Annotated in this window: 18 protein-coding genes; 6 read left to right on the forward strand and 12 right to left on the reverse strand. The window is 67.8% G+C overall.

The annotated features are described in order from the left end of the window. Positions 1-195 precede the first annotated feature (195 nt). From H7I87_RS17225 to ligD, 5 genes are all read right to left on the reverse strand, one after another. Positions 196-786, reverse strand: a complete 591-nt coding sequence (locus H7I87_RS17225) for a hypothetical protein (RefSeq protein ID WP_224125681.1) — start codon at positions 784-786, stop codon at positions 196-198. Next, positions 783-1,058: a hypothetical protein gene (locus H7I87_RS17230; RefSeq protein WP_019732023.1), complete on the reverse strand. Its 276-nt coding sequence runs from the start codon at positions 1,056-1,058 to the stop codon at positions 783-785. Before H7I87_RS17230 ends, H7I87_RS17225 begins: the two co-directional genes overlap by 4 nt. Beyond that, positions 1,055-2,437: an AAA family ATPase gene (locus tag H7I87_RS17235; protein ID WP_085989642.1), complete on the reverse strand. Its 1,383-nt coding sequence runs from the start codon at positions 2,435-2,437 to the stop codon at positions 1,055-1,057. Before H7I87_RS17235 ends, H7I87_RS17230 begins: the two co-directional genes overlap by 4 nt. 1,475 nt (positions 2,438-3,912) lie before the next feature. Beyond that, positions 3,913-4,815: a tyrosine-type recombinase/integrase gene (locus H7I87_RS17240; RefSeq protein ID WP_019732021.1), complete on the reverse strand. Its 903-nt coding sequence runs from the start codon at positions 4,813-4,815 to the stop codon at positions 3,913-3,915. Positions 4,816-4,864: 49 nt separating this feature from the next. Next, the gene (gene ligD, locus H7I87_RS17245) at positions 4,865-5,902 is read right to left on the reverse strand and encodes a non-homologous end-joining DNA ligase (RefSeq protein ID WP_019732020.1); all 1,038 of its coding nucleotides are present in this window, start codon (positions 5,900-5,902) and stop codon (positions 4,865-4,867) included. A gap of 26 nt (positions 5,903-5,928) precedes the next feature. On the opposite strand from ligD, the gene H7I87_RS17250 reads away from it, so the two are divergent. After that, positions 5,929-7,038 carry an ATP-dependent DNA ligase gene (locus H7I87_RS17250; RefSeq protein ID WP_023861963.1) on the forward strand — a complete coding sequence of 370 codons (1,110 nt, stop codon included), beginning with the start codon at positions 5,929-5,931 and terminating at the stop codon, positions 7,036-7,038. On the opposite strand, the gene H7I87_RS17255 is transcribed toward H7I87_RS17250, so the two are convergent. After that, positions 7,005-7,352 carry a hypothetical protein gene (locus H7I87_RS17255; RefSeq protein ID WP_009974582.1) on the reverse strand — a complete coding sequence of 116 codons (348 nt, stop codon included), beginning with the start codon at positions 7,350-7,352 and terminating at the stop codon, positions 7,005-7,007. The genes H7I87_RS17250 and H7I87_RS17255 overlap by 34 nt on opposite strands. Before the next feature lie 86 nt (positions 7,353-7,438). On the opposite strand from H7I87_RS17255, the gene H7I87_RS17260 reads away from it, so the two are divergent. Further along, positions 7,439-7,807 (forward strand): hypothetical protein, encoded by a 369-nt coding sequence (locus H7I87_RS17260; RefSeq protein WP_033719192.1) that lies wholly within the window; start codon positions 7,439-7,441, stop codon positions 7,805-7,807. A gap of 152 nt (positions 7,808-7,959) precedes the next feature. On the opposite strand, the gene H7I87_RS17265 is transcribed toward H7I87_RS17260, so the two are convergent. From H7I87_RS17265 to H7I87_RS17285, 5 genes are read right to left on the reverse strand one after another with little or no spacing between them, the layout of a single operon-like run. Further along, positions 7,960-9,195: a cytochrome P450 gene (locus H7I87_RS17265; protein ID WP_033719193.1), complete on the reverse strand. Its 1,236-nt coding sequence runs from the start codon at positions 9,193-9,195 to the stop codon at positions 7,960-7,962. Between the two features lie 36 nt (positions 9,196-9,231). Beyond that, positions 9,232-10,137, reverse strand: a complete 906-nt coding sequence (locus tag H7I87_RS17270; protein ID WP_003874416.1) for a haloalkane dehalogenase — start codon at positions 10,135-10,137, stop codon at positions 9,232-9,234. Position 10,138: 1 nt separating this feature from the next. Then, positions 10,139-10,624: an NUDIX hydrolase gene (locus H7I87_RS17275; protein ID WP_033719194.1), complete on the reverse strand. Its 486-nt coding sequence runs from the start codon at positions 10,622-10,624 to the stop codon at positions 10,139-10,141. A gap of 6 nt (positions 10,625-10,630) precedes the next feature. After that, positions 10,631-11,986, reverse strand: a complete 1,356-nt coding sequence (locus tag H7I87_RS17280) for a WS/DGAT/MGAT family O-acyltransferase (RefSeq protein WP_009974576.1) — start codon at positions 11,984-11,986, stop codon at positions 10,631-10,633. A gap of 38 nt (positions 11,987-12,024) precedes the next feature. Continuing rightward, positions 12,025-12,882, reverse strand: a complete 858-nt coding sequence (locus H7I87_RS17285; RefSeq protein WP_019733022.1) for an SDR family oxidoreductase — start codon at positions 12,880-12,882, stop codon at positions 12,025-12,027. Positions 12,883-12,999: 117 nt separating this feature from the next. On the opposite strand from H7I87_RS17285, the gene H7I87_RS17290 reads away from it, so the two are divergent. From H7I87_RS17290 to H7I87_RS17305, 4 genes are read left to right on the forward strand one after another with little or no spacing between them, the layout of a single operon-like run. Then, complete coding sequence (locus H7I87_RS17290) at positions 13,000-14,079, forward strand: NAD(P)H-dependent amine dehydrogenase family protein (protein WP_033719195.1); 1,080 nt, start codon at positions 13,000-13,002, stop codon at positions 14,077-14,079. Beyond that, the gene (locus tag H7I87_RS17295; RefSeq protein WP_011723503.1) at positions 14,076-14,285 is read left to right on the forward strand and encodes a VOC family protein; all 210 of its coding nucleotides are present in this window, start codon (positions 14,076-14,078) and stop codon (positions 14,283-14,285) included. Before H7I87_RS17290 ends, H7I87_RS17295 begins: the two co-directional genes overlap by 4 nt. After that, on the forward strand, positions 14,282-15,055 hold the full coding sequence (locus tag H7I87_RS17300) for an SDR family NAD(P)-dependent oxidoreductase (RefSeq protein WP_009974571.1): 774 nt from the start codon (positions 14,282-14,284) through the stop codon (positions 15,053-15,055). Before H7I87_RS17295 ends, H7I87_RS17300 begins: the two co-directional genes overlap by 4 nt. Next, on the forward strand, positions 15,052-15,648 hold the full coding sequence (locus tag H7I87_RS17305; protein WP_003874408.1) for a TetR/AcrR family transcriptional regulator: 597 nt from the start codon (positions 15,052-15,054) through the stop codon (positions 15,646-15,648). The genes H7I87_RS17300 and H7I87_RS17305 overlap by 4 nt, the downstream gene beginning before the upstream one ends. A gap of 6 nt (positions 15,649-15,654) precedes the next feature. Here H7I87_RS17305 and H7I87_RS17310 read toward each other — a convergent pair whose 3' ends face one another. Next, positions 15,655-16,644, reverse strand: coding sequence for a D-2-hydroxyacid dehydrogenase family protein (locus tag H7I87_RS17310; RefSeq protein ID WP_011723502.1), 990 nt, complete (start codon positions 16,642-16,644; stop codon positions 15,655-15,657). Positions 16,645-16,732: the final 88 nt, after the last annotated feature.

A 16,732-nucleotide genomic window follows, 5' to 3' on the forward strand; every position in this document is an offset into this window, starting at 1 on the left:
ATCGACGTGGTTCGCTACGGGTAGGCCGTGTCTGGTGTGCGCCGGTGCTTTCTTGCGAGCCGCGTCGCGTGGGTCCGATGCGTCGTCTGCAGTGCGGGTGTTGGCGTACGGCGGCCGGCCGCTGCTGCTTGTCGGTCTCGACGCGTGTGGCACTGTCGGTTGTCGGGTCGCTGGCGCAGCCCGTGTAGTGCGTGCTCATGACTTTTCACCGGCGGTAAGCAGCACGGCGGCCAGGTCGGCGGACACGGCGTCGATCGCGGCTTCTCGGCTGCCGTGCTCGTACTCGTAGCCGTTTGCGGCGGCCGCGGTCATGAAGCCGAGCACGCCTGCGGTGACTTTCGCGCCGGCGGCGATCATGCGTTCGACTTCGGTGGCTAGGCGGCCGTCGTTGGCCAGGCCGGCTAGGAGCAGGCCGAGTGCCGCGGCTTGGAGCGCGGCGAGTGCCTGTTCATCGGTTGGCGGCGAGGGTGTTTGGTGTGGGCGGTGCTGGCGGATCCGTCGGCGCTTGGTGGTCATGCGGTGGTCGCCTTTCGTGGTCGTCGTGGTGTCTGGGTGTTGAGCTGTGCGGCGACGAACGCCGGGCGGCTGTTTCCTGGGTGGCAGGGATGCGACCCATGCCGTGCATGCGGTCAGCGCTGGGCAGCTTCGGCAGAGGTTCAGCGCGTATTCGATGGTTTCGGGGCAGTCGGTTTCGTCGAACTCGCTGGATCGGCCGCGGCAGCGCGCGCCGGGCAAGGACGGCGCTGCGCCGATGGCGTCGAGTAGCCCGGCGAGCGCGGCGGTCACTTGCCTGCTCCGTCGTTGCGGTGCCGGCGCCGGGCGACGGTCAAGCGTCGGATGTACTCGAGCGGCAACGCCCCGAGGGCTTCGTGCTCGGCGACAGAACAGCCCGGGTCGTATCTGGTGTTGTCGTCGCCCAGTCGGTCACGTCGGGCCAGGATCAGATGCACGGTGCCGTCGGTGCTGACCGTCGTGGCAGCGCGGTAGCCGGGCAATCCGACGTCGTCCAGGTTGACGCTGCGGGCGGTGTCGACGATGTCGCCTTCGTAGTCGGTCATCGGCCCTCCCCGGTACCCGAAACCCCGTCCCTAAAGGGACGGTGGTTTTCGTGATTACCTGGCGCGTGACCCCCGTGATTTACGTGCGTGATTTTTTGACCAGCGGTTTCACCGTCGAGCGTGATTTGCGTGATTTCCGCGTGATTTCCGTTTGGTCCGAAATCGGCGTGATTTTCTGACCAGCGGTTTTCCGAATCGCGTGATTTTCGCGTGATTTCCTGATCGGCGACGAACCATGCTGCGGTAGACCCCCTTCCACGATCACCACCGAGGCGCACAAGCATCCCCTCGCTGACCTTCTGGTTGAGCCGGCGTCGCGCCTTTTCCACCTCGGCGCCAGATGGCTTGTCTTTACCTGTGATCGCTGTCGCGGCTTCCTTGGCGGTGAGGCCATCGGCGCCGCTCAGCTTGACCAGCTCGACGAGGTCGACTTGGAAATCGATGCTGAGGTGTCCGGCTGATTGGTCGTGTAGCAGCTGGTAGGGCCCGACCTCTTCGGCTGGCTGCTTGACATGGCGGAACGACACAATGGGGTCGCCAGGTTCGCCGACGAGCAGGATGATTGAGCCGCAGCCCGACGTCAACCAGGTTGAGCCGTAGACGTCTGCGACGCCGGTGATCGGTGCGCCGGCCGGTCCGCGCTTGGTGGAGTGGTGCAGCTCCAAGAGCTGGCAGCCCTGCGAAAGGAGATGTTGGCGTGCCCGGTTCCATTGTGCGCCAACGGAGTCCTCGGCCAACCGCACGGCGGCGTCTTTGAGCGAGTCGACGACCACCACGCCCGCTTGGTAGTACTTCGCCATTTTCGCCAGCAGGGTCGGGTTCGCCGCCAGGTCACGTGGCGGTGGTCCTTCCCAGACCACCAACCGTTCACTAAGGATGTCGCGGTCCTCCGGGCCGAACTGGCGCCGTAGTGAGCGTGCGATCTGCCGGGGTCGGTCCATCGCCAAATACAGCACTTTGCAACCCATGTCGGTTACTGGCAGTCCGAGGACGCTGCGCTCGCCCACCCCGAGTAGCCCGGCCGTGACCTGTCCTGCGAGTGTTGTTTTCCCGAGGCCCTGGCCGCCGGCGATCATCAGCGCCTCGCCTTTCGGCCAAAGCACCTGGGTACCGCGGCCCCAAATGGTGGGGATCCCTTCCGGCTGATCCAGGATGAACCTCGCGCCGTCGATCGCGTTGTCGGGATCTGTATTCGTCTCCACCGACGGCGCATCCGCATCGTCCGGGTGCTCGACCAGCGCGAGTTCCGTCGCGGGCTGACCATCGCCCTGGCCCAATGACTGCGAGGTTGGCCGGTATTTCCCGCTCTCCCCCAATGCCTTTCCCCGGGCCACCAGCTCGTCATCTCGTTCATGTCGCGATACGGGACCCGTCGTCATGCGACGAGACCGCCGGTCAGTTGGTGCAGTCGTTCGGCGAACGCCCGATCGTCACCGCCTCGCCGCCAGAGTGCTTGCAGCACCTTCGTTTCCAGTAGAGGGACACAGCCGGCATACAGAAGGTGCTCGGCTGCAGCGCGGCCGGCGTCGACCGTCGCATCCGACGGCGGAGCTTCAGCGCACCGACATACCCACGGGTCGCGGCAATTGCAATGCAGCGGAACAGACCGCCGCGCGGCCTCCCGTCGCCGGCTGAGTTGCGACGCGGTGTCCTGCTGACAGCTTCTGGTGCAAGGCACCCAGGCGAGCTGTCTGCCGACGGTTTCGGCCCGATCTGCGGTAGGATCTTCGTGGGTGTAGGTGGTTGCGTGGCCGCCGAACTTGCTGGTTGAGGGTCGGTCCCGGTGGTGCGGGGCTCGGCCCTCGACTTCTTTTGGTGGACCGTTCCGGCTCTGCGTCATGCGGCATCACCGCCTGCGCGACGGCGACGAGCTCGAGCGCTCTTGAGCGCCAGACGTTTAAAGTGAGCCTTTCGGGCGTGCTCAGCTCGTCGCGCGCGTTCTGCTGCTGGCAGCGTTCCGTCAGGGTCGACTTGGTGCTCGAACTTGTCGAGCATTGCCTTGCGCGCGTTGGCAGTTCGCGCGGACCTATCGGGTGTACGCGCCCAGGATTCATGGGCGGCAATCTGCGAACGAATGGTTCGCTCAGTCGGCGTCAACGGCACGCACGGACTCCTCAATCGAAGTCCGGGTGTCGATCTCCCAGGGTGCGGGCGGCCCCACCGACCAAATTACAACGGTGAAATTAGAGTAGCACAGCGTTGTAGCCGTGCCGCGTGTCGTTGGACAGGAAGTCGCGGGCTCGCACGCCGCCGTCCGGCCTTGGGCAGCATCTGCAGCGCAGATCCCACAGGTCGTCGTCCGATATGTACCACCAGGCGTGGGCAGCTCGGGCCCATCGGGTTCCTACGGTGCCGTCAACGCCGAGGCTGGTGACCTGCCCCCGGCGTGTCGGAGCGATGAGCAGTCTCAGTCCACCGGAATCATGCACTGGCGGACTATCTTTCGGTAGACAGTACAGATTGGCGAGCTGTTTGCCTTTCGGGCATTGCAACCGGGCGACAAGGTAATACCGCGATCCGCGTGGCAGCTTTTCCAACCAGGTGAGCGCAGCAGCCGCCGCGTCGCGAAACCGGCGCACCCGATGGAGGTGCTCGCGCGCAGCTGCGTCAGCGAAGGCATGCGCACCGTCAGGGTCTGCCGATTTAAGCCAAGTCCCTCCGACCACAACGCATAACGAAAGATCAACTTCGCTTAGCTCAGAAATGGCGGTTACGGCAGGTGTTTCGCCGTAACCGCAGCGCCACGCTAGTTGAACGAACCGCTCAACAGCATCGGGAATCGAGATTGGATCACCCGGGTCTAGCCAAACCGGTCGGGCCGCCCGCAGCTCGTCGAGCGTCATCTTTGAATGCGTCATACTCGATCGCCGCGCTTCAGCCGTCGTGCCGCTTCCCGTGCCCGGTGGTCGGCCGCAGACGCGCCATATCGTTCAAGCATCGTGTCGGATCGCCAGCCCATGAGCCGTTTCAGATCCCGTTCCTGCCCGCCAGCGAGCAAGAAATCATGGGCGTTGGTGTGCCGGAACCGGTGCGGGTGGATCTTCGTAGAGTCGAGGCCTGCCATATCGGCGCGGACCTTGAGGCGTTCTCGGACACCGTCCGGGGTGAAACGCCCTCTCTCGCCCAGGAACAGCGCCGAATTCGATGCGTGTCGGTGGTTGCGGCGCTCGCGCAGGTAGCGGTCCAGGGCTTGGCCGGTACGGGCGCCGAAGTAGGCAGGGCGTACCCGTGACCCCTTGCCAGTGACCACCACCGATTCTGCGTCCAGGTCGAGGTGCTCGAGGTCTATACCAGTCAACTCTGACACCCGCAGCCCGCAGTCGATGAGCAACCGGATCACCGCTTCGTCGCGGCGATCGACGAACTTCTTTCCCTTGCACGCACCGATGAGCGCTGCCAGTTCCTCGTCGGCGAGGACGGGTACGGGCGCGGGTTCCGGTTTGTCGATGACGATGCCAGCGAGGGGATCAGTGCGGATAATGTCTTCTGCCAGAAGCCAGTTCACGAATCGTCGGAGTCCGCGCCAGCGGGTGCGGATGGTGCCCGTCGTAAGGCCCCGGCGGCGTAGGTGATCGAGCCACTGCAGAACGGTGTCTCGGTCCAGACTGGACAGGTCGGCTGGCTGTCCACGCGTTCGAAGCCAGTCGCTGAAGTAGGTGATGCTTTGGCCGTAAAGGACGAGAGTCCGGTCTGCTTTGCCCTCGACGCGCAGCGAGCGGTTGAAGCTGCCTCGCAGCGATTCGAGATATTCGGTCATGTATTGAGGTTATCGGGCGAGCATGCGTTATGCTAGGCGGCGTACAACACTACTTCGACTTGTTTCTCCTGTTCAGATCGGTATTTCGGGAAGGCTGAACGCGTTTGGGTTCGCCGGGCATTTTCGGGTAGTTCGGCGGGTAGGGCATGTCGCCGAGCCCGCGCTCCTCGTCGGCCTCGGCCATCCGCAGCAGCGGACCGATCGACTGGGCCACGTCATCGATTGCGGCCCAAGGGTTTTCGCGGGCGCTGACCAGATCGGGCACCGTGGCCATGGTGTAGTCATCGGGGTCGGCGCCGGCCAGCTGGTCCCAGGTCAGTGGCATCGACACCGTCGCGATCGGGGTGCGCCGCACCGAATAGGCCGATGCCATGGTGCGGTCGCGGGCGTTCTGGTTGAAGTCGATGAAGATCCGCGCGCCGCGTTCTTCCTTCCACCAGGAGGTGGTGACGGCGTCGGGCGCGCGCCGCTCCACCTCCCGGGCCAGCGCGATGCCCGCCCGGCGCACCTCGACGAAATCCCAGTCCGTGGCGATGCGCAGGAAGACGTGGATGCCCCGGCCGCCGGACGTCTTCGGGTATCCCACCAGCCCCAGCTCGTCGAGCAGCGGCCGCAGCACGTCGACCGCGACGCTGCGCGCCTGGGCGAAGGCGACACCGGGCTGCGGGTCCAGATCGATGCGGAGCTCGTCGGGATGGTCGGTGTCCGGGCAGCGCACCTGCCACGGGTGCAGGGTGACGGTGCCCATCTGTGCCGCCCACACGATGGCCGCCGGGTGGGTGACCTTGAGCGCGTCGGCGGTCCGTCCCGACGGAAACGTCACCCGGCAGGTCTGCAGGTAGTCGGGATGGTGCTGCGGAATCCGCTTCTGGTAGATCTCCTCGCCGTCGATGCCGTCCGGGAAACGCTGCAGGTGGGTGGGCCGGTCGCGCAGCGCGTCGAGCATCGGGCCGCCCGCGACGGCGCGGTAGTAGTCGATCAGGTGCCGCTTGGTGCCGTTCGACCCCAGCTTGGGGAAATACACCTTGTCCGGATTGGTCAGACGGACCGCGATGCCGTCGACGTCGACCTCTTCTGCAGCAGCCATACCTCCGATTCCAGCACAATCGGGCTATGGACCTTCCTGTCATGCCGCCGGTGTCGCCGATGCTGGCGAAGTCGGTCGGCGCGATTCCCCCGGCCGCGTCGTATGAGCCCAAGTGGGACGGCTTCCGGTCGATCTGTTTCCGCGACGGCGACGAGGTCGAGTTGGGCAGCCGCAACGAGCGGCCGATGACGCGCTACTTCCCTGAGTTGGTGGCGGCGGTGCGGGCGGAGCTGCCGCAGCGTTGCGTGATCGACGGGGAGATCGTCATCGCCACCGACCACGGCCTGGACTTCGAGGCGCTGCAACAACGCATCCATCCGGCCGAGTCGCGGGTGCGGATGCTGGCCGAGGCCACGCCGGCGTCGTTCATCGCCTTCGACCTGCTGGCGCTGGGCGACGAGGATTACACCGGCCGGCCGTTCCGCGAGCGGCGCGCGGCGCTACTGGAGGCGGTGGGCGGTCCGGGGCCCTCGATCCATGTCACGCCGGCGACCACCGATCTGGACACCGCGCTGCGGTGGTTCGACGAATTCGAGGGCGCCGGGCTCGACGGTGTGGTCGCCAAGCCGTTGGACATCACCTATCAGCCGGACAAGCGGGTGATGTTCAAGATCAAACACGAGCGGACGGCCGACTGTGTGGTGGCCGGTTATCGGGTGCACAAGTCCGGGGCGGACGCGATCGGCTCGTTGTTGCTGGGGCTGTATCAGGATGACGGCCAGCTCGCGTCGGTCGGCGTGATCGGCGCCTTCCCGATGGCCGAGCGGCGGCGGCTGTTCACCGAATTACAGCCGCTGGTCACCGATTTCGAGGACCACCCGTGGAGCTGGGCCGCGCACCAGGCCGGCGAGCGCACGCCCCGCAAGAACGAGTTCTCGCGCTGGAACGCCGGCAAGGACCTCTCGTTCGTCCCGCTGCGGCCCGAGCGGGTGGTCGAGGTCCGCTACGACCACATGGAGGGCCGGCGATTCCGTCATACCGCGCAGTTCAATCGATGGCGGCCGGACCGCGACCCACGCTCCTGCACCTACGAACAGCTCGAGCAGCCGGTGACGTTTCGCCTGGGCGACATCGTGCCGGGCCTCGGCGCGAGCCGCGCAGATCACAAGCCCGGCAAGCAGATTGGGGCTCCGTAGCACGGCGGCCCGCCGAGCGGCTGCCGGGGAGCGTCCCCCTCCCAGACGAATTGGCCGACGTTGCCCATGCCGCCGACGGGAACCCAGTACCAGTGGTGGCAGACGTTCATGTCCCAGCGGACATCGGGCATCGGCAACGGCTGTCCCGGGCACCAGTCGTGCGGGACCGTGAAATTGTCGGTCGGCAATGGGCCGATGAGATGCGGCGCGCTGGGTTGCGCGGCGGCCGAGGCGATCCCCAGGCCTGCCGCCGCGATGCCGCCGGCGAGCAGCGCCCCGGCAACGACCGGCTTCCGGTGGTGGGTGGTGTTCATGACGCCAGCACAACGCTACGCCGCGGCTACCGATCCCAACTCGAAACGGGTGTTTAGCCCCTCGCCGCAGCGGGCACGCGAACCGCATGTCTGTGACAGCCTTCCAGGACTTGCCGTTGGCCGATCGCGACCGCGAGTGGGACGGCGACGCCGCCGAGAAGCGCGTCCGCAAATGGGCGGGCGCACAAGACGAGCCGAACGAGAAGTACCGCGACGCCCACGTCTGGTACGACGCCGACAAGAAGGACAATTTCACGGCGTACAAGCTGTTGATCGCCGACGTGATCGCCGGCGAGCTCAAGGCCGTGCCCCGCGGGGTGATGGCGGCCGGCGCGATCATGGACGGCGCCCGCGGCGGCATCGACGTGCCCAAGTCCGACATCGATCGGATCAAGAGCCACCTGGCCAAGTACTACCAGAAGATGGGCGAGAGCCCGCCCTGGGAACGAAGCTAGCGCCCCGAGGCATCGCCGGCAGAGGGCGATTCCGTTCGCCGAACGTGGGGGATATGGACGAAACCGCGGCCCGAATCGTGCATATCCCCCACGCTCGACGCGAGACCGCGAGGCAGCGAGACCGCGACGCTCGACGCGAGACCGCGACGAAACTAGACCGCGACCACCAGCCGTGACAGCCCGCGCAGCGTCACGTTGGTCTTGTACTGCGGTTCGCCGTCCAACCGTGCCCGCGGGAAGCGGGCCGTCACCGCCGACAACGCCACACCGGCTTCCAGCCGGGCCAGCGGCGCGCCCAGGCAGTAGTGCACTCCGCGACCGAACCCCAAGTGCCGCAAGCTCTTACGATCGGGATCGAAGGTGTCGGGTCGATCGAACTCGGCGGGGTCACGGTTGGCCGCGGCGAGCAGCAGCATCATGACATCGCCCGCCGGCACCTCCACACCGCCAATCACCATGTCGTCCAAAGCGATTCGCCCGGCCAGCTGCACGGGCGGGTCGTAGCGCAGCGTCTCCTCCACGATCGCCGGGGCCCGGCCCGGGTCGGCGCCCAGCGCGGCCCACTGACCGGAGTCTCGCAACATCGCCAGGACGGCGTTGCCGATCAGGTTCACCGTCGTCTCGTGCCCGGCGATCAGCAGCAGGTTGCAGGTGGAGACGATCTCCTCCTCGGTCAGCTGATCCCCGGACTCCTCGACGGCGATCAGCCCCGACAGCAGGTCGTCGCCGGGCCGTGACCGGCGCGCCTCGATCAGCTGGTGGAAGTAGTCGCGCAGCCAGGTCCCGGCCTGTTGCCGCTCGCTGGCGACCTCGGCCGGCACCCCGGTGATCGTCGAGAACGGATCCAGCGCCTGGGCCAGCAGCGCCGACGCCCGGCTGAACTGCGGCTCGTCGTCGAGCGGCACGCCGAGCAGCCGGCAGATCACCGCCACCGGCAGCGGATAGGCGAAGTCCTCGACGATTTCCAACTCGCCCTTGTCGGCGGCACGATCGAGCAATCCGTCGACCAGCGAACGGATATCGGGTTCCAGCGCGGCGACCACCCGGGGCGCGAACGCCTTGCTGACCAGCCTGCGCAGCCGGGTGTGATCGGGCGGATCGAGAAACAAGAAACCCGGCGGGCCCTGCCTGACCGGCGCCGCGCCCGCCGCGGCCTGCCGCTTGGCGACGGTCGAGTTGACGTTGTCGCTGCTCGACGACGGGTGCCGCAGCACCTCGTCGCAGTCCCGGTAACTCAGGAAGACGGCCAGGTTGGCCTCGGGCAGCTGCAACGCTCCGCGCTCACGGAATTGGGCGTAAAGCCGGTACGGGTCCGCCCGGTTGGCGGGGTCCAACAGCTGCAGCAGCAGCCCTTGCGATTCGGCGGACTCGGTCGGCGCGGTCGTCATCCTGACATTGTGCCCGCCGCTGCGGGCGCGGCCGGATCAGCGGCGCAGGAACTCCACGATGTGGCCGGCCAGCTCGGCGCCGGCGTCCTCCTGCAGGAAATGTCCGGCGCCGCGGATCAAGGGATGATCGATGCCCTGCGCGCCGCGCATCTCACGCTGGAAGATGGCCGCCATCGGCCCGGTGATGGGGTCACTATCGCTGAACGCGACCAGCATGGGCGTCGGGCTCACCGCGAGCTTGGCCCACGCCGCCTTGTTGGCCGCCGCGGCGGGATCCTCCGGGGAGGTGGGCACCAGGGTGGGCATGGCGCGCGGGCCGGCGCAGTACTCGTCGGAGGGAAACGGGGCGTCGTAGCCGGCGCGTTCGGCGTCGCTGAGCCGCCGGCGGCAACCGCCCTGCACGAACGCGCCGATGTTCAGCTGCGGCGCCGAGGTGATGGCCTCCCGGAACCGCCACCAGACGTCGGCCATCGGTTGGTCGCCGTTCGGCAGCCCGGTGTTGGCGACGACCAGCCGGGCGAACCGCTCGGGATGCTCTGCGGCGAGCCGCAATCCGATCAGCCCGCCCCAGTCCTGACCCACCAGGGTCACGTTGTGCAGGTCCAGCACGTCGAAGGCCAGCGCGCGCATCCATTCGACGTGCCGCGCATAGCTGTGGTCCTCGCGGCGGGTCGGCTTGTCCGAACGGCCGAACCCGACCAGGTCGGGGCAGACGACGCGATGACCGGCGCCGGCGAGCACCGGAATCATCTTGCGGTACAGGTAGGACCACGACGGCTCGCCGTGCAGCATCAGGACCGGGTCGGCGCCCGCCGGGCCGTCTTCGACCCAGGCCACCCGCAGCGCGCCGCCGTCGTCGTCGGAAACCTCGCAATACCTTGGCGGATAAGGGAAATCGGGGACGGTGTGGAACCTGTCGTCGGGTGTTCGCAGCGTGTGCATATCAGGTCCCTTCGGATAATCCGGCCACGGGCGGCTGCGCCATCAACCGGTCGAGAAATCCGTGCTGGCTCTTCAAGAGTTTGGTGCGTGCGGCGGCCACCGGGAACCAGCCGACCCGGTCGACCTCGGGGAACTCGCGCAGCGTGCCCGAGCCCTTGGGCCATTCCAGCGCGAATGTGTTGCTGCGTGCCTCGGTGACGTCGAGGTCGCCGTGCACGGCGAAGACGGTCACCAGCTTGCCGCCGGACTGCTTCAGCGTGCCGAGATCGATCCGCTCTCCCGCCGGCACGGCCAGGCCCAGCTCCTCGGCGAACTCGCGCCGCGCGGCCGGCCACGGCTCTTCCCCCTCGTCGTACTCCCCCTTCGGGATGGACCACGCGCCGTCGTCCTTGCGCGCCCAGAACGGGCCGCCCGGATGCGCGATCAGCACCTCGACGACGCCGTCACCGGTTCGGTACAGCAGCACACCGGCGCTGAGTTTGGGCATCGAATCCTATTCTCCGACAGCGCGTTCCAGGTCCTTGAGCGAGGACTCCAGGTGCATGAGCAGGCGCTGCAGGTGCGGGACGCTGCGGCGGCAACCGACCAGGCCGAAGTCCAGGTTGCCCGCGTTGCTGGCCAGCGTGATGTTGAGCGCCTGGCCATCCAGCACGATGGACAGCGGGTAGTTCCCGTCCAGCCGGGCGCCCCCGTAATACAGCGGCGCGGTGGGCCCTGGCACATTCGAGATGACGATGTTGAACGGCGGCGAGGTCGCCGACACCCAGCCCGGCACCGCGGCCAGCGCCAGCGACGACAGGTTGGCCGCGGACAGCGCCAGCGCCTGGAAGCGGGGCAGCTGCGAGAACACCTTCTTGTTGCTGCGCATCGACTCGCTGATGGTGAGCAGACGCTGCGCCGGGTCGTCGCTGTCGGTCGCGAGGTTGCACAGAATCGCCCCCACCAGGTTGCCGCCCGCGTCGGCTTCCTCCTCGGTGCGCAGGCTGACGGGGACCATCGCGATCAGCGGCGTGTCGGGCAGCGCGTTCTGCTCGAGCAGGTAGTAACGCAGCGCGCCCGAACACATCGCCAGCACCACGTCGTTGACGGTGACGCCCGCGGCGTTCTTGACGTTTTTGATCCGCTCCAGCGGCCACGACTGCGCGGCGCAGCGCCGGGCGCCCCCGATCTTGACGTTCAGCATGGTGCGCGGCGCCCCGAACGGTAACGTCAGCTGCTGCTCGACCAGCGCCGCGCGGGCCAGCGACACCGTCGAAGGGGCAAGGGCGGCAACGGATCCCGCGGCGTGCACCAGGGAACTCAACCGGGAGCTGGGGCCGGCCTTGCGGCTGCGCTTGGGCAGCGTCCAGGGCGCGCGGATCTCGGGGTCGTCGGGGTCGCTCGACAGGGCGCGCTGCATCAGCTTCTGCGCGGACACGCCGTCGATCAGGGCGTGGTGCACCTTGGTGTAGATGGCGAACCGGCCGTCCTTGAGGCCTTCGACGATGTGCGTCTCCCACAGCGGGCGATGCCGGTCCAGCAGGCTGCTGTGCCACCGCGAGGTCAGCTCGAGCAATTCGCGCACCCGGCGCGGCGACGGCAGCGCCGAGCGCCGGACGTGGTAGTCGACGTCGACGTCCGCGTCGTAGGACCAGCCCAGGTTGGCGATCCCGCCGACGAACTTCGCCGGGTGTTTGCGGAACGTGGGCTGGAAATCCGGTTGTGCCACCAGTTGTTTGTAGAAGTCCCGGACGAAGTTTCGACCGGCGCCCTCCGGCGGCTGGTACAACTGCAACCCCCCGACGTGCATCGGATGTTCGCGAGACTCTCCCAGCAGGAAGACCGCGTCGGTGGGCATGATCAGTTCCATCCACCCATTAGACGCCATGCGGGCGGGGAAGTCGCTGTTTACAACAGGTCGGTGATGGTCTTCAGGCCGGCGTCGTAGAGCACGCCGGGCAGCATGCCGCCGTCGCACTCGATGGTGGTGCCGTTGACGAAGTCGGCCTGCCCGCCGGCCAGGAACACGCAGATGCGGCCCACCTCGGCGGGTTCGCCGGCGCGGCGCAACGGCACGGCGGCGAAATACTTCTCCCCGGTGGGATCGTCCTTGGGCAGCACGAACGACCGGAAGTTCTCGGTCATCGTCGGCCCCAACGCCACGCAGTTGACCCGCACCTTCGGCCCCCACTCCTGCGCCAGCGATCGGGTCAGGTGATTCAGGCCGCTTTTGGCCGCGCCGTAGGACACCAGCGTCGGCGCTCCGGCCGGGTGTCCCGCGCCGCTGGAGATGTTGATGATGCAGCCCACCCCGTCCTGGGTTTGCATCTGCCGGTAGGCGCGGATCGCGAACCACAGCGGGCCGATCAGGTTCATCTGCACCGCGAACGCGTGGAACAGGGCGGTGCGCGCATAGTCGTCGTCGGCGGCGGGCGAACCCTGAATGCGTTGCACCAGTTCGGGAATGCTCTCGGCGTGCGGCGCGGGAACGGTGCCGCCGGCGTTGTTCACCAGGATGTCGAGGCGACCGTGGATGGCCACGACGTCGGTGACGAACGCGTCGATGCCGCGGTAGTCGCCCTGATCGCAGACCCGTTGAAAGGCCCGCTCGGTCCAGTCCGGTTCGATGCCGGGGATGGTGTCCAGCGGCGAGCGCGCGCAGCCGACGACGGTGGCGCCGGCCCGCAGCAGTTCGTGAGCGATGCCCACCCCCACGCCCCGGCTGGTCCCGGTGACGATCGCGACCTTGCCCTCGAGGACGCCCATCGCAGCACCCTTCCCGTAACCGGCGATGATTGACAGTCACTGTCAGCGAGTCATAGCCTGCCATCTTGTTTATCAGTGTGTAAAGGTCGATGTGAAAAACCGTCCGGGAGGTCAACGATGAGTAGCCCGTCCAAGCTTCGCGTCATCCAGTGGGCCACCGGCGGTGTGGGTAAGGCGGCGATCCAGTGCGTCCTGAATCATCCGCGGCTGGAACTGGCGGGATGCTGGGTGCACAGCGCGGAGAAGAACGGTGTCGACGTCGGGCGGATCATCGGCACCCAGGAGCTCGGTGTCACCGCCAGCACCAGCGTCGACGAGGTGCTGGCGCTGGACGCCGATTGCGTCGTGTACAGCCCGCTGATACCCAACGACGACGAGGTCATCGCGATCCTGCGGTCCGGCAAGAATGTCGTCACACCGGTCGGCTGGGTCTATCCCGATCCGGGCAACCCGCGGCACCGGGCCGTCGCCGACGCCGCGCTGGAAAGCGGTGTGACACTGCATGGTTCGGGGATCCACCCCGGCGGTATCACGGAGCGATTCCCGCTCATGGTGTCCTCGCTGTCATCGGCGGTCACGCACGTTCGTGCCGAGGAGTTCTCCGACATCCGCACCTACAACGCACCCGACGTGGTGCGCCACATCATGGGCTTCGGCGGCACCCCCGAGGAGGCCACCGGGGGGCCGATGGCAGGGCTGCTCGACGGCGGATTCAAACAGTCGGTGCGAATGATCGCCGACCACATGGGGTTTCGCATCGACCCCAACATCAGGACCATCCAGGACGTCGCCGTGGCGACCGCCGACATCGACTACGACCCCTTCCCGATCACCGCCGGCACGGTGGCGGCGCGCCGGTTCCGCTGGCAGGCGCTGGTGGACGGCGAGCCGGTGATCACCGCGGCGGTCAACTGGTTGATGGGTGAGCAAAACCTGGACCCCGCCTGGGATTTCGGTGGGCGCGGCGAGCGCTTCGAGGTGGAGATCACCGGCGACCCCGACGTGAGCCTGACGTTCAAGGGCCTGCAGCCGGAGACGATCGCGGAGGGCCTGGTGAAGAACCCCGGCGTGGTGGTCACCGCCAACCACTGCGTCAACGCCATTCCCGACGTCTGCGCAGCCGCGCCGGGCATCAAGACCTATCTGGATCTGCCGCTGTTTGCGGGCCGGCCGGCCCCCGGCCTCGCCACGTCATGAGCCCCGTCCTCGACGACGCCCATCGGCGCTTCGTCTCGGCCGGCTACCAACCCGACCAGGAGCCGTTCGAGATCGGCGGTGTGCGCATGTTTTTCGTCAAGGATCCGGACGGAACACCGGTCGAGTTCATCGAACTACCGGGCGGCGCGCGCAGCACCTACGAGATGCATCGCGGCGTGCGACTGCGGCTGGGGCCGGTCACATGAGCTACAGCCACCCGGATTCGATGCGCGGGCAGGTCGCGATCGTCACCGGCGCCGCGCAGGGCGTCGGCAAGGGCATCGCCGCCGCGCTGCTGGAACGCGGCGCGGCGGTGCTGTTGGTCGACATCCAACAAGAAACCCTGGAGGCGACGGCCGCCGAACTCCGCGCACTGGGGCGGGTGGAACGGCTCGTCACCGATCTGCGCGACCCCGACAGCGCCCCGCGCATCGCGGCGGCCGCCGTCGACGCGTTCGGCTCGGTGCACGGGCTGGTCAACAACGCCATCGCCACCAACGAGCCCAAGGCATTCGTCGACATCACCACCGACGACCTCGCGCTGGGCTATGAGGTCGGCCCCCGCGCCACCTTCCTGCTCATGCAGGCGGTGCACCCGCTGCTGGTGAAGGAGGGCGGCGGGGCGATCGTCAACCTCGGCTCGGGGACGGGCACCGGCGGTGAGCCCAGATGGGGCGGGTATGCCGCCGCCAAGGAAGGCATCCGGGGCCTGTCCAAGGTGGCGGCGCTGGAGTGGGGACGAGACAACATCCGCGTCAACGTCGTCTGCCCGTTCGCCGAGTCCGACGGCGTGAAGCTGTGGAAGCAGTTCGCGCCCAACGACTATGCGAAGGCGGTCGGACGGGTGCCGATGAAGCGGATCGGCGACGTGCGCACCGACGTGGGTGCGCTGGTGGCCTTCCTGCTCAGCACCGACGCCACCTTCATCACCGGGCAGACCATCCACGTCGACGGCGGGATCGGCTGCTTCCGATGACACCGGAATCGCTGCGTGACCGGCAGCGCGCACAGATCCGGGCCGACATCCGGCGCGCGGCGTTCCGGTTGTTCGTCGAGCGCGGGTACGACGCGGTGACAACCGAGGAAATCGCCACGGCCGCAGGCGTTTCCCCGCGCACCTTCTTCCGGCACGTGCCGGCGAAGGAGGAACTTCTGCTCGCGCCGGTGCGCTACGGCGGCGCCGCGATCGTCCATCTCCTCGAGGGCCGCCCGGCCGGCGAATCACCCGACGTCGCGCTGATCAACGCCATCATCACCCGCACCCGCTCGTTCGAGCCGGCCGACACCGAGGAGTGGCGTCAGGCCCTGCTGGTGGCCCCCGGCCTGCTGGACAAGGTGACCGTGCACCGGCCCGCCGACAAGGAACGCGCCACCAAGCTCATCGCCGACCGGATGCGGGTCGACCCCCACACCGACATCCGCCCTGGCCTGCTGGTCCAACTGGCCTTCGCCGCCGCGGATTTCGGCTTTCAGCAGTGGGTGCTCCAGTCCGGGCGGCGGTGGCCGCTGGACCGCTACGTCGCCGAAGCGCTCAAGGCCGTCAAAAGTCCGCACTGGAGGCGGAAATGAGCGCGCTCAATCTCGTTGCAGCACCTCGGGATTGGCGATCCGGATCGGGGTGCCGTCCAGCCAGGCCAGCACCGATTCGACGGTGTCGGCGTAGAACGCGCCGAGCATCTCACGGGTGACGTATCCCAGGTGGGGTGACAGGGTCACGTTCGGCAGGGACCGCAACGGGTGATCACCGGGCAGCGGCTCGACGTCGTACACGTCCAGCCCGGCACCGGCGATGCGCCCGGCGGTCAGCGCGGCGATCAGGGCGGGCTCGTCGACGATCGGGCCCCGGGCGGTGTTGATCAGATACGCCGACGGTTTCATCAGCGCCAGCTCGGGTTCGCCGACCAGGCCCCGGGTGCGCTCGGAGAGCACCAGGTGGACGGAGACCACGTCGGCGGACTCGAACAGGGCGGCCTTCGACACCCGCCGGGCCCCCACCGCGGCGGCGGCGTCGTCGGTCAGATTCTGGCTCCACGCAATGACTTCCATGCCGAACGCGGCGGCGAATCCGGCCATCCGGCTGCCCACTCGGCCCAGACCCAGCAGCCCGAGCGTCTTGCCGGACAACGTCATTCCCGCCGTGCGCTGCCAGCCCCCGGCCCGCATCTGCCGGTGCTCGTCGGCCAGGTGACGCACCGTCGCGATCATCAGCCCCCAGGCCAGTTCCGGCGTCGCGTCGCGCAGGGCGGCGAACCGGGGGTGGGCGAACTCGGACCGGGCCACCGCGATCCCGTGCTCGGTGGCCGCGGCCATGTCCAGGTTGGGCAGCTGCCGGCCGACGATGGTGAGCAGCCGCAGGTGGGGCAGCCGCTCGATCAGGCTGCGCGGGAAGGCCATCCGCTCGCGCATGGTGCACACCACGTCGAACGGCCGCAGCGCGTCCACCGCCTGCTGCTCGGAAAGGTGCTCGTCGAAAACGGTGATGTCGCACCGCTTTTGCACCCGCGACCAGTCGGCGACCTGCAGCGCCACCCTGGCGTAGTCGTCGAGAATCGCTAGCCTGGGCACGCCGTGTCACCGATCCGATGCATGGCTCACTGGACCATCACCGCGGCGGTCCCGTCAAGGGACCGCAGGTGTTCGGCGCGCCGAAAGC

This window comes from Mycobacterium timonense (assembly GCF_025821985.1).
In the GTDB taxonomy this organism is placed as follows: domain Bacteria; phylum Actinomycetota; class Actinomycetes; order Mycobacteriales; family Mycobacteriaceae; genus Mycobacterium; species Mycobacterium avium.